A 12,692-nucleotide genomic window follows, 5' to 3' on the forward strand; every position below is an offset into this window, starting at 1 on the left:
TTGAACGGCAAATACCGTAACGCGGATGCCAGCGCAAAAGGCAAACACCCCGACCGGCGACGCATTAAGCACGAAGACAAAACGCCGGATGCCAGCGACAAAACCAGCAAACCACCCAGCGTCGCAGACAACCAACGTCAGATCGCCCAACCACCAAGATAAAACACAGCCAGCACAACAGCGATCAAGACCGTCCCAACATTGAGCTTGCGCCATTCCCCGCTAACAACACGCCCAATCACCAGCGTGCAGAATCCCAGCATGATGCCCGTCACGATATTAGCCGTCAGCACGATAAAAACGGCGCACACGAGACCCGACATCGAATCGACCATATCATCCATATGCAGCTTGCTCACGCTGGAGAGCATCAGCAGACCGACATACATCAAAGCAGGCGCAGTAGCGTAAGAAGGCACAAGCGCGGCAAGCGGCGAGAAGAACATCACGACGAGAAACAGCAGCCCAACGACAGCAGCAGCCAACCCCGTCTTCGCGCCCGCAGCAACCCCAACCGTCGACTCGATATACGCAGCAGCGGGCGCCCCGCCCATAAAGCCCGAGAAAATCGAGCTGAGCGAATCAGCCGTCAACGCGCGGCCGCCGTTGATAATGCGGCCATTCTCGTCAAGCTGCCCGGCCTGCCCGGCAACAGCGCGGATCGTCCCCGTCGCATCGAACACAGCCGTCATCACCAGCGCAAGCACACTAGGCAGCACAGCAAGCGACAACGCGCCCTTGATATCCATCGCACCGATCAGCGACGCATGGCCCGGCGCACTCAACGAAGGCAGCGCGAACACACCATGAAACGCAACAGCAGGATCGAGCAGCAACGCAAGCGCCGAGATCGCGACGATCACGATCAGAATCGAGCCCGGCACGCGGCGGCGCACCAGACCGACGATGGCTGCCAGCCCGCCCACCGACATCAGCACAGGCAGCGACGTGATATGACCCAGCGAGACGGGCAGTCCCGGCCCAGGATTCTTCACCACGAGGCCGACATCGTTCGCGGCGATCAGCAGCAGAAAGAGACCAATGCCGATGCCCGTCCCATGCGCGACGCCCGCAGGCAGATTGCGCAGAATCCACGAGCGCACGCCCGTCACCGAGATCCCGGTGAACACGAGGCCCATCAGGAACACCGCGCCGAGCGCGACATTCGGCTGCAAGCCCTTGCCGAGCACGAGCCCGAACGCCGTGAAGGCCGTCAGCGAAATTGCACAGCCGATCGCAATGGGCAGGCGCGCCCAGATGCCCATCAGCAGCGAGCCGAATGCCGTCGTCAGGCACACGGCGACGAACACCGCGCTGGTGTCGAAGCCCGCCTTGCCGAACATCCCCGGCACGACGAACACGGAATAGACCATCGCGAGAAACGTCGTGATGCCAGCGATGATTTCCTGGCGTCCCGTGCTGCCGCGCGCGGTGATGTCGAAATAGCGGTCAATGAACGCCGCCGGCTGGTCGCGAGTGTTGTCGAATGCCTCGCTCCCGGCTTCCGCGATGCTCTGGGCCTGGGGTTCCATCATGATGAGTGCCTCCTTTATCAGCATGCCGAAACGGCTGCCGTCACAGGCTCGCCGTCATCAGGTTCGTCTCGTTGAGTAGTAGCTGTAGTGCGTGTTGCGCTTTCCGCATGGCGCGCAGGTGCGCATCGTCCTCGTTACGGCGGGTAATCCGTCGTTGGACGATCGATTGACATCGCGTTCCGTTTTCACCAGTCCACGACCCACTTCACGCCGTTCTTTTTATGCTGAAACGAAGGTTAGGCGAATCCCAATATATCTCCCATCGCAATAAAAACATGCCGCGCATGTCGCAATCCTTATATCGTTTGACACACGGCAATGCGGGCCGCCAACCCGGGTGTTAACACCTACGGTTGCAGCCCGCCTGACGCGCGCGGGAAGCCCTGCTGAAAGGGCTTTGAAGCCTGCGGCCGGGCCTGTCCAACGCAGACAAAACAAAGGCCTTTCGACGTCACGGGTTAAACTCTCGGCAAACCATGCCTTTAACGCATTGCCGGCGAGGCTCTCGATGCCTGCATGAATCGCTGGATCGTCTTTTGCGACAGCACCTGCATCGTGCCCGCCGCCCTGGCCACGGAGTCCCACTTGATGATTGGCGGTTTCCTACGTCCAGCCTTCCGTCTTTTGCTGTTGGCCGTTTTTGCGGCCCTTGCCGCCATGATGTCGGGCTGCAGCCTGTTCGGACCGACCGAGCAGCCGCCTGCGCCCATCACCGAAGCCACGGTGACGCCGCTCGTCGTTCCCGCCCTCGAGCCCGCCGCCGAGCCGGACCAGGCCGAGGCGCCTGAACCCAAGGAACCGAAGAAGCCGCGCCCGCCCGTCGTACGCCCGCACAAGCCGGAGCCGCCGCCGCCCGTCGTCGCGCCCGCGCCGCCGCCTCCGCCGCCCGCTCCCGCGCCGATCATCGTGACCCGCACGCTCGATCGCAACACGACGCATGGCCTGCTCGACAGCGAAGTGCAGAAGCTCGACGGCAAGGTGATCGGCCGCGCCATCGATATGACGGCTGACGGCAGCGGCACGCCGCGCCAGATGATCGTCAACCTGCAGGGCTTTCTCGGCGTTGGCGACCGCAAGGTCGGTTTTCCGTGGACCGCCTTCCGCTTCACGCCGAACGCGAAAGGCGCGCCCATCACGATCACGACCCCGCCTAACCAGCTAGCTGCGACCAACCGGCCGAAGCCGTCGGCTTCGCTCGCGACGCCGCTCGCGGCCGTGACGGCCGCGCCCGCGGTACCGCCGGGGCAAATGGAACTGCTGGACGCGGACGTCGAGCGTCCGAACGGCGGCAAGGTAGGCCGCGTGATCGACGTGCTGGTCGATGTGAACGCGCAGCCGCAGGCCGTCGTGCTCGACGTGAGCGGCATCATCAGCCCCGATCGCCGCTCGATCGCAGCGAACTGGTCGGCGCTGCGCTTCGTCGCCAAGGACAAGACGCTGCGTCCGTTGATGGATCTCAATGACGCGCAGATCAAGGCGTCGCCCACTTACGAGGCAGATAAACCGATCCGGGCGGTCTCGCCCGCCCCTGCTCCATCTCCAGTTCCCGCGTCCGCTCCTGCGCCCGCTACAACGGCTGGCCCTTCATCGTCCGCTGCGGCGGCCTCAACCGCACGCACTTCACGATGACGAGCCGTCTCATGGTCAACGCACGCAGTCTCCGCGCCCTCGACTGGCTCAACTTCTTCGTCGCCAACGTGCAGACGGGATTCGGGCCGTTCATCGCGTCATACCTCGCGTCGCACAAGTGGACGCAGGGCGAGATTGGACTCGCGCTTTCAGTCGGCACGATCAGCGCGATGGTGAGCCAGGTGCCTGGCGGCGCGGCCGTCGATGCGCTGCGCAACAAGAAAGGCGCTGCTGCGTGGGCGATCATCGCGATCATTCTCAGCGCCGTGCTGCTTGCGGCGAGCCCGACCGTGCTGCCCGTGATGGCCGCCGAGGTCTTTCACGGCTTTGCGAGCTGCATGCTCGTGCCGGCGATGGCGGCCATCTCGTTCGCGCTCGTCGGCCGACACGATCTGGGCGATCGGCTTGGGCGCAATGCACGCTGGGCGTCGATTGGGAGCGCTGTCGCTGCGGGCCTGATGGGGCTTTTCGGCGAATATTTCTCGGCGCGCGCGGTGTTCTGGCTGACTGCCGTGCTTGCGGCGCCTGCGCTGTTTGCGTTGTCGATGATCACGATGCCGGAGCATCAACCTTTGCCCGCGCACCAACCTGCGAAGAAGGAGCGCGACGACGCCGAAGAAAAGGAATCGATCTTCGAGTTGCTGCGCGACAAGCGGATGTTGATCTTTGCCGCCTGCGTCGTGCTGTTCCATCTGTCGAATGCGGCGATGCTTAATCTCGCAGCGGGTGAAGTGACGGCGGGCATGGGCGACAACGTACAGCTCGTGATTGCTGCGTGCATCATCGTGCCGCAGGCGATTGTGGCGATGTTGTCGCCTTGGGTTGGGCGCACTGCGGAGCGCTGGGGGCGCAGGCCCATTCTGCTGCTTGGGTTTTCTGCGCTGCCCGTGCGGGCTTTGCTGTTTGCTGGCGTTAGCAGCCCTTACCTGCTTGTGCCTGTGCAGATGCTCGATGGCATTAGCGCCGCTGTGTTCGGTGTGATGCTGCCTCTGATTGCTGCCGATGTTGCCGGCGACAAGGGGCGTTATAACCTCACCATTGGGCTGTTTGGCCTCGCGGCCGGGATTGGGGCGACGCTTTCTACTGCTGTTGCCGGGTTTGTCGCCGATCGCTTTGGCAATGCGGTTAGCTTTTTTGGGCTCGCCGGTGCGGGGGCGCTTGCTGTGTTGCTTGTGTGGGCTGCTATGCCTGAGACTCGTGATGCGAATGGAGATATGCAGGAGAAGCCTGCACCCGCTGATGGTGGGTCTTTGAAGCGGGCTAAGTGAAGGGGTTTTTTGGTCTTGCGACGCCGGGTGGTGGTTTTTTTCGCTGGCATCCGCGTTTTGCCTTCGTGCTTCATGCGCCGCCGTTCGGTGTTTTGGCCTTTGCGCCGGCATCCGCGTGATGACTTACCCGTTCAAGCGTCGCCCCTGTGCGGGGCGGCACCTACTTTTCTTTGCCGCCGCAAAGAAAAGTAGGCAAAAGAAAGCGGCTCACACCGCCAACATTTCTTCTTGCCTGCGGGCCCCCGAAGGGTCTTACGCTTCACACGGCAACCACGTGACTCTTGTTTGTTGCCAACGCTTTGAATTGACGCCTCACCCGCTTCACGCGTCCGCGTCGCAACACACCGTGCCAGATATTCCACTGCCGCCCAGGTGGCAAACTGTGTGTAGGCCGTAGCGCCACACACGCCTCACTCCGAACCGATAGCGCACGCGTTCCACCATGTAAGAGCGCCAAGCTATACGCCGCGACAACCTACACACAGTTTGCCACCTGGGCGGCGGAAACCATTCGCTGCCGCTAGCCCGTGCACGGGTATTCGAAGCGGGTGAGGCGCTTATTTATAGCGTTGGCAACGCACGCGAACAAGGACGTTGCCGTGCGAAGCATAAGACCAGTTGGGGGCCCTCAGGCAAATACAAGAACTGGCGGTGTTAGCCGCTTTCTTTTGCCTACTTTTCTTTGCGGCGGTGTACAGACTGGAGACATCGTTGACACATGTACAGGGACATCGCTGACACATGATGGTCAGGGTTTGGGCTCCTTCAGGTCAAGTTTTTCGACACGCTGATGGGCGAACCAGAACTCGATCACCCCGTCTTCGTCCTCGCTCGGGCGGGCTGCCACATGCAAGCCCTTGAGCGCAATCGAGAGCTTCAGTTTCTCGCCCCGGAAGCGCACCACGCCGCTTGAGTTGACCAGTAAAACTTCATCGCCGGACTCGTATTCGGGCTCCGGGAGGCGATCGGGCATCCTGCTCAGGCTGCACGCGTAGCGGGTAATCGGCGTGGCCATCCCGAGTGCCTCGTGTGGACGCTCGGTGTTGTACACCTGCCGCCAGCGATCCAGTGCCTGCTGCACGTGCTCGTGCGTGCTGAAGGCGTGCCGCTGCAGCACTTCGGCCTTCAGCGAGCGGTGAAACCGTTCGTCCTTGCCATTGGTCTGCGGGTGATACGGCCGGCTGTAGCTCACATGGATACCCAGCCGGATCAGCCAGACCGCGAGCTCGGTGAACTGTCCCGGCGCGCTGGGCGAGCCCCACGGCGCGCCGTTGTCGGTGTTGATACGCGAGGGTAGCCCGTAGCAGCGGAACGCCTGCTCGAGCGCTTCCTGCACGACCTGCGTGGTGGTGCGCGAGCAGGCGCTCAGCACGATGTTGTAGCGCGAGTGATCGTCGATGACCGTCAGCGGCGCGCAGCGCCCGCTCTCCAGGGTCGGGAAGTCGCCCTTGAAGTCCATTTGCCACAGCGAGTTCGGATGCTCGTGCTCGAAGCGTTGCCAGTGCTGGCGCTGGCGCGACGCCTGTTCGTCGATCATCCCGTGGCGCCGCAGGATCTCGGTGATGGTGGCGGGTGCGGGCACCTCGGTCTGGCCCAGATCGCGCAGGCGCTGTGCGATCTTGCGTCCGCCCCAGCCGTGCTGGCAGCGCAGGTCCAGCACCAGCGCTTCGATGTGCTCCGGTGAGCGTGTGGGGCTGTGATGCGGGCGGCGGGAGCGGTCGGCCAGTCCGTCGACGCCTTCGCTCTTATGGCGTCCAAGCCACTTGTAGCCCGTCTGACGGGTGATCTTGTATTTGCGGCACAACTCGCTGAACGGCACCGCCTGCGTGGCGGCATCGCGCACGAAGTCTTCGCGGAGATTCATGGTGTCTTTTGCATCCCAGGGCATGGTTGGAATCCGGGCGTTTGATTACCCGAAAGTGTCAGTCATGTCCCTGTACACCTGTCAGCTATGTCTCCAGTCTGTACACGGCGGCAAAGAAAAGTAGGTGCTGCCCCGCACAGGGGCGACGCTTGAACGGGTAAGTCATCACGCGGATGCCGGCGCAAAGGCCAAAACACCGAACGGCGACGCATGAAGCACGAAGGCAAAACGCGGATGCCAGCGAAAAAACAAAACCACCACCCAGCGTCGCAGACAAACAAAAACCTCAATCAATAGGCCGCCCAGCCGTCTCACGAACAAACGGCAACGCCAACAAAGAAACCAAACCACATCCAATCAGATACCACGCCGGCGCAAGCGTATTCCCTGACAACTGAATAAGCCACGTAGCAAAGAACTGCGCAAAACCACCAAAAATCGACACCCCAAGACAATAAACAATCGACATCCCAGTAGCGCGAATCTCGCGCGGAAACATCTCAGGCAGCATAACGATATTAGGCACGGCCGTGAACGCAACAAGCACGCCGAGCACGGCAACAACGGAAAGCAAAACCGGCACCGTAGGCACAGCATTAATAACCATAAACGCAGGATAAACAGCCGCAATCAACAGAACCCGAGAAACCCAAAGCACCCGCTTACGTCCATACCGATCCGACAACGACCCAGCAAACGGCGAGCAGATCACCGTAACAAAAGCAGCCGTCCACGAAGCCCACAACGCCAGCGACATCGGCAGATGGAGAATCTTGATCGCGTAAGTAGAAAGATAAAACAGCACGATATAGTTCGCGGCCGTGCCGCCAATCGTCGTCACAACACCCGTCACAATCGAACCCATATGCGTGCCGAAAATCTCACGCACAGGCTTCGCAACCGTCGCGGCTTCGAGAGCAGGCGGATGATCTGAAGACGCCGGCAACGGCAACGTTTCATCCAGATGGCGCCGGATATACACGCCAATCGGCCCCATCGCCATACCGATCACAAACGGCACACGCCAACCCCAGCTTTCGAGCGCATGCGTCGACAGCATTGCGGCCAACGCGACACCAAGCAGCGAACCAACCACCGTGTTCAAACCCTGGCTCACGAACTGCCAGCTGCCATAAAAACCGCGCGTACGGTCGCTGCCGTACTCCATCAAGAGCGACGTCGACGCACCGATCTCGCCGCCCAGCGCAAAACCCTGAATCAGCCGCGCAAGAATCACAAGCACGGGCGCAGCAAGACCAATCGACGCATACGTCGGTGCAAACGCGATGATCGCCGAGCCCAGCGTCATCAGCCACAACGTCAGGCTCATCGCCGCCTTGCGGCCCGCACGGTCCGCATACGCGCCAAGCACCACGCCGCCCACCGGCCGCATGATGAACCCAACACCAAACGTGCCGACCGCGAGCATCAGTTGCGCAAGCTGCCCTTCGACAGGAAAGTACAGCTTGCCAATGATCGTCGCGAAGAAGCTGTAGATCGTGAAGTCGAAGAACTCGAGGCCGTTGCCAAGCGTGATCGCGGCGATCGCTTTCGCGTGGCTCGCGCGCTGCGGCTGTACACCGCTCGTTGAAATGCTGTCGTTCGATGTGGAAGTCGTTGCGGCTGTGTAAGTCATATCCGTCTCCCGGATGCGTCAGACGAGAAATGATTGCGCGAGACGCACCCAATACGCGGCGCCCGTCGCGAGGCAGTCGTCGTTGAAGTCGTAGCCGGGGTTGTGCACCATGCAACCGCCCTCGCCGTCCCCGTTACCGATGATCAGATAAGCACCCGCGCATCGTTCGAGCATGAACGCGAAGTCCTCGCTGCCCGTCAGCGGCTGCATGTTGGCGATCAGGCCATCGTCGCCGACCCAGTCGCGCGCGACCTGCGTCGCGAATGCCGTCATCTGCGCATCGTTGACGAGCACGGGATAGCGGCGCTGATAGTCGACCTCGGCGCGCGCGTTGTACACCGACGCCTGTCCGTGCACGACTTCCAGAATGCGCGTCTCCAGATAGTCGCGGACTTCCGGCTTCAGCGCGCGCACGGAGAGGCGCATCTCCGCCGTCTCCGGAATCACGTTGGGCGCTTCGCCCGCGTGAATCGCGCCGACCGTGATGATCGCCATATCGAGCGGCGCGACGTTGCGCGACACGATGGTCTGCAACGCCAGCACGATCTGCGCGCACACGACGACGGGATCGACGGCCTTATGCGGCACCGCGCCGTGTCCGCCGCGCCCCGTCACCTTGATGATGACGGTATCCGACGACGCCATGAACGAACCCGGCAGAAAGCCGAACTTGCCCGTCGGATGACCCGGCATGTTGTGCATCGCGAACACGGCGTCGCACGGGAAGCGGTCGAACAGCCCGTCTTCGATCATTTTCTTCGCGCCGGCAAGGCCCTCTTCGGCGGGCTGGAAAATCAGGTTCAGCGTGCCGTCGAACGAACGTTCCTGCGCGAGATGCTTCGCCGCGGCGAGCAGCATCGCCGTGTGGCCATCGTGGCCGCACGCGTGCATCTTGCCGGGCAGCTTGCTCGCGTACGGCAGGCCCGTCTGCTCGTGGATGGGCAGCGCGTCCATGTCGGCGCGCAGGCCGAGCTTGCGCGTACCGCTGCCTACTTTCAGTTGCCCGACGACACCCGTGCTGCCCAGCCCGCGCGTCACGGTGTAGCCCCACTCGGCGAGCTTGTCGGCGACCAGATCGCCCGTCACGTGTTCTTCGTACGCAAGCTCGGGATGCGCGTGGATGCGGCGGCGCAGCGCAATCATTTCTGCTTCGAGATCGGCGATGCCGGCGGGGATGACCATGGTATTCACGCTGCTGTCTCCATTGATGTCTGTGAACCCAGCATAGCCGCCTATTTTTTTGACGGGCAGGCGGGAAACGGGTACGGTGGCAACCAGTGGTTGTCACCCTCGATGCCACCTTTCATCCGCCCGACATGAAACTGCATCAACTCAGCACGCTCGCCGCCATCGCGGAGACAGGCAGCATCCGCGCCGCGGCGCGGCAACTGGGCTTGTCCCCTGCCGCCGTCACGAAGTCCGTGCGCGAACTCGAAACGGATCTCCGCGCGCCGCTGGTGATACGCGGCACATCGGGCGTCGCGTTCACCGAATACGGACGCGCGCTCGTCGTGCATGCGCGGCTCGTGCTCGGTCAGCTCGCGCGCGCCGAGGCCGAACTCGAAGCGATGCGCGGCGCGGCGGCCGGGAAGCTCTCGGTGGGCGTGACGCCGTGGCTCGCGCTGACGTTTCTGCCCGAGACGGTCAACCGCTTCAAGCAGAAAATGCCCGACGTGCAGCTGGAATTCTTCGAAGGATTATTGGCCGTCGTGCAGCCGCGTCTGCGCGACGGCAGTCTCGACTTTTCGATCGGGCGGCCGCCGCCTGCATCGCCGCAATCGGAGTTTCATAACGTGCCGCTTTTTTCGACGCATTCAGCCGTCGTCGCGCGACGCGGGCATCCGCTTGGCGAATGCCGCACGCTGCACGAACTGCAAGACGCCGAATGGGTGTTGAACTGGGACCCGGCAAGCCGCGAGTCGATGGCTGACAATCTGTTCCGCAAGCGCGGGATGAAGGTGCCGCACACGATCCATCTCGCGCATTCATTCGCGATCGTGTTTGGCCTGCTTCAGCAGACGGATTTCCTCAGCATCTTTCCGTGGCCGCTCGTCGAGGTGAACATCGCGAAGGACAATCTGCGCGCGCTGCCGTTGCGCGAAGTGGTCGATGAGACGATTGTCAGCATCACGTCGCGGCGCGGCGTGCCTGTCAGTCCTGCGGGCGCGTGTTTTATCGAATGCCTGCGCGAAGTGATCGACGAAGGCGCGCGGTCGCAGGATGCCGACCGCCGCCGTCTGTTTCATTCGATCGAACTGCTTTTCTAAGACTTATTTCCCGTATCCGACAACGCCCTTGATCTCCAGAAAGTCTTCGAGTCCGAACTCGCCGTACTCGCGCCCGTTGCCCGACTGACGATAGCCGCCAAACGGCGCTTCCGGCGAGTACTCCGCGTAGTTCAGATAGATCGTGCCTGTGCGCAGCCGCTTCGCGACGGTGCGCGCGCGTTCGAGCGACGCCGACTGGATATAACCCGCGAGACCATAGATGCTGTCGTTGGCCATTGCGACGGCTTCGTCTTCCGTGTCGTAGCCGAGAATCGACAGCACGGGTCCGAAGATTTCTTCGCGCGCAATGGTCATGTCGTGCGTCACGTGGCCGAATACGGTCGGGCGCACATAGTAGCCCTCGCCCAGGCCTTCGGGACGTCCGGGGCCGCCCGCTGCGAGCACCGCGCCTTCGCGCACGCCTGCATCGATCATCGACTGGATCTTGTCGAACTGCAGCTGGCTGATCACAGGGCCCATATCGCTCGACGGCGCGTCCGCCGGACCGACGACGAGCGCATCGGCCACTTCCTTCGCGTAGGACAACGCTTCGTCCATCCGCGCGCGCGGCACGAACATGCGCGTGGGCGCGTCGCACGATTGCCCGCTGTTATCGAAGCATGCGCGCGCGCCACGCGTGACGGCGTCGCGCAGATCCGCATCTTCGAGAATCAGGTTCGCGGACTTGCCACCCAGTTCCTGATGCACGCGCTTGACGGTATCGGCGGCGGCTTTTGCGACTTGCACGCCTGCGCGCGTCGATCCTGTGAACGACATCATGTCGATGTCCTTGTGTCGCGACATGGCATCGCCCACCACCTGCCCTTCGCCGTTGACGAGATTGAACACGCCTGCGGGCACGCCTGCTTCATGCAGGATTTCCGCGTAGAGCATCGCGCTCATCGGGGCGAGTTCGGATGGTTTCAGTACCATCGTGCAACCGGCTGCGAGTGCGGGCGCGACTTTCGTGGTGATCTGCAACGCGGGCCAGTTCCACGGCGTGATGAGGCCGCATACGCCGACGGGTTCCTTGCGGATCAGCATGCTGCCTTTTAGCTGCTCGAAGTCGAAATGCTGCAGCGTGCGGATCATCGTTTCCAGATGCGCGGTGCCTGTCCATGCTTGGGCGTCGTGGGCGAACTGTTTTGGCGCGCCCATTTCGTGGCTGATTGCATCGACCATGTCGTCGTAGCGCTTGCGATAGACCTCGAGGATCGCTTGCAGCAGATCGATGCGCTGTTGCACCGTGGTTTCCGAATACGAGGCAAACGCGGTTTTGGCGGCTGCTACCGCGCGATCGACGTCGCCCGCACTGCCCAGCGAAATCGTTGCGAACGGTTTAGCCGTGGATGGGTCGATTACGTCGAGTGTTTTGGGTTCGATCGGGTCGATCCATTTGCCGTCGATATAGAACTGCGTGGCGTGCTGCATGATGTTTTCCTCTAATTGGTCCGATACGTTACATCGACTGTTCTCGAACTACATGTCTTCAAATCGAAATTCATTGGCGAGCGTGTTTGGCTCAGACTCGCGGTTCCCAATCAACCCGCTTTGATCTGCGAATCATTCTGGAGACTTTGACATGAGCAACATTACTTTTACCCGTATCGATGCGAAGGGCCCGGGTGCGACGGGCCTGCAGCCGGCGTTGCATGATCCTGCTGATGTGATTCTCGATGGCGCTACAGCGCCGCATGCGTTGACTGCTTTTTCTGCTGCTGAGAATGTGCTCACGGCTGGGGTTTGGCAGTGTGATGCCGGTACGCTCAAGTTGTCTGATCTGCCGATTCATGAAGTCTGTGTGCTCATCGAAGGCGAAGTCGTGATCACCAGCGACGATGGGCGTTCCGATCACTATAAGGCTGGTGATGCTTTTATTCTTCACAAGGGCTTCTCGGGTACGTGGCATATGCCTGTTGCTACTAAGAAGTACAGTGTTGTTTATTGCGGTTGAGGTTCTGGTTTAAACCGGCCGCGCGGTTTGTGCGCAGTTTTTTTATGCTTGCCGTTAGGGTGGCATTCGGACTTTTCGCTGGCATCCGCGATTTGCCTTCGTGCTTCAAGCGTCGCCCCTGTGCGGGGCGGCACCTACTTTTCTTTGCCGCCGCAAAGAAAAGTAGGCAAAAGAAAGCGGCTAACACCGCCAACATTTCTTCTTGCCTGAGGGCCCCCACAGGTTCCTACGCTTCACACGGCAACCTGCTTGTTCCGCGTTCGGTGCCAGCGCTCTTGCGCTGCGCCTCACCCGCTTCATGCGCCCGCGCTTCAGCATGCCGCGCCAAACATTCAACGGCCGCCCAGGTGGCAAACTGTGTGTAGGCCGTAGCACCTCACACGCCTCACTTCGGACCGATTGCGCACGCGTTCCACCCTGTAAGAGCGCCAAGCTATACGCCGCGAAAACCTACACACAGTTTGCCACCTAGGCAGCACATACCATTCGCTGCCACTAGCTCTTATGCGGGCGGTTGAAGCGGGTGATGCGTTTATTCA

General features: G+C 61.6%; 8 protein-coding genes and 1 pseudogene. 4 read left to right on the forward strand and 5 right to left on the reverse strand.

Features of this window, described 5'->3' with window-relative positions; translation table 11 throughout:
- Positions 1 to 137 precede the first annotated feature (137 nt).
- Positions 138 to 1,454: pseudogene (locus tag C2L64_RS10820) on the reverse strand (NCS2 family permease); the annotation flags it as partial.
- Positions 1,455 to 2,123: 669 nt separating this feature from the next.
- Here C2L64_RS10820 and C2L64_RS10825 point away from each other — a divergent pair.
- Together C2L64_RS10825 and C2L64_RS10830 are read left to right on the forward strand one after the other, a co-directional pair.
- Complete coding sequence (locus tag C2L64_RS10825; protein WP_039903102.1) at positions 2,124 to 3,164, forward strand: hypothetical protein; 1,041 nt, start codon at positions 2,124 to 2,126, stop codon at positions 3,162 to 3,164.
- Positions 3,161 to 4,432 carry an MFS transporter gene (locus C2L64_RS10830; protein WP_039903090.1) on the forward strand — a complete coding sequence of 424 codons (1,272 nt, stop codon included), beginning with the start codon at positions 3,161 to 3,163 and terminating at the stop codon, positions 4,430 to 4,432. Before C2L64_RS10825 ends, C2L64_RS10830 begins: the two co-directional genes overlap by 4 nt.
- Positions 4,433 to 5,180: 748 nt before the next feature.
- Here the strand turns inward: C2L64_RS10830 and C2L64_RS10835 are convergent.
- From C2L64_RS10835 to C2L64_RS10845, 3 genes are all read right to left on the reverse strand, one after another.
- Positions 5,181 to 6,320: an IS481 family transposase gene (locus tag C2L64_RS10835; RefSeq protein ID WP_103153690.1), complete on the reverse strand. Its 1,140-nt coding sequence runs from the start codon at positions 6,318 to 6,320 to the stop codon at positions 5,181 to 5,183.
- Between the two features lie 262 nt (positions 6,321 to 6,582).
- A complete protein-coding gene (locus C2L64_RS10840; protein ID WP_007585201.1) occupies positions 6,583 to 7,932 on the reverse strand; it encodes an MFS transporter in 1,350 nt (449 codons plus the stop codon).
- 18 nt (positions 7,933 to 7,950) lie between these two features.
- A complete protein-coding gene (locus C2L64_RS10845; protein ID WP_039900920.1) occupies positions 7,951 to 9,123 on the reverse strand; it encodes a M20 aminoacylase family protein in 1,173 nt (390 codons plus the stop codon).
- Positions 9,124 to 9,248: 125 nt separating this feature from the next.
- On the opposite strand from C2L64_RS10845, the gene C2L64_RS10850 reads away from it, so the two are divergent.
- The gene (locus C2L64_RS10850; protein ID WP_007585206.1) at positions 9,249 to 10,199 is read left to right on the forward strand and encodes a LysR substrate-binding domain-containing protein; all 951 of its coding nucleotides are present in this window, start codon (positions 9,249 to 9,251) and stop codon (positions 10,197 to 10,199) included.
- 3 nt (positions 10,200 to 10,202) lie between these two features.
- On the opposite strand, the gene C2L64_RS10855 is transcribed toward C2L64_RS10850, so the two are convergent.
- The gene (locus C2L64_RS10855) at positions 10,203 to 11,630 is read right to left on the reverse strand and encodes an aldehyde dehydrogenase family protein (protein ID WP_007585207.1); all 1,428 of its coding nucleotides are present in this window, start codon (positions 11,628 to 11,630) and stop codon (positions 10,203 to 10,205) included.
- Positions 11,631 to 11,781: 151 nt separating this feature from the next.
- On the opposite strand from C2L64_RS10855, the gene C2L64_RS10860 reads away from it, so the two are divergent.
- A complete protein-coding gene (locus C2L64_RS10860) occupies positions 11,782 to 12,153 on the forward strand; it encodes a cupin domain-containing protein (RefSeq protein ID WP_007585209.1) in 372 nt (123 codons plus the stop codon).
- Positions 12,154 to 12,692: the final 539 nt, after the last annotated feature.

The organism is Paraburkholderia hospita (assembly GCF_002902965.1).
Classification (GTDB): domain Bacteria; phylum Pseudomonadota; class Gammaproteobacteria; order Burkholderiales; family Burkholderiaceae; genus Paraburkholderia; species Paraburkholderia hospita.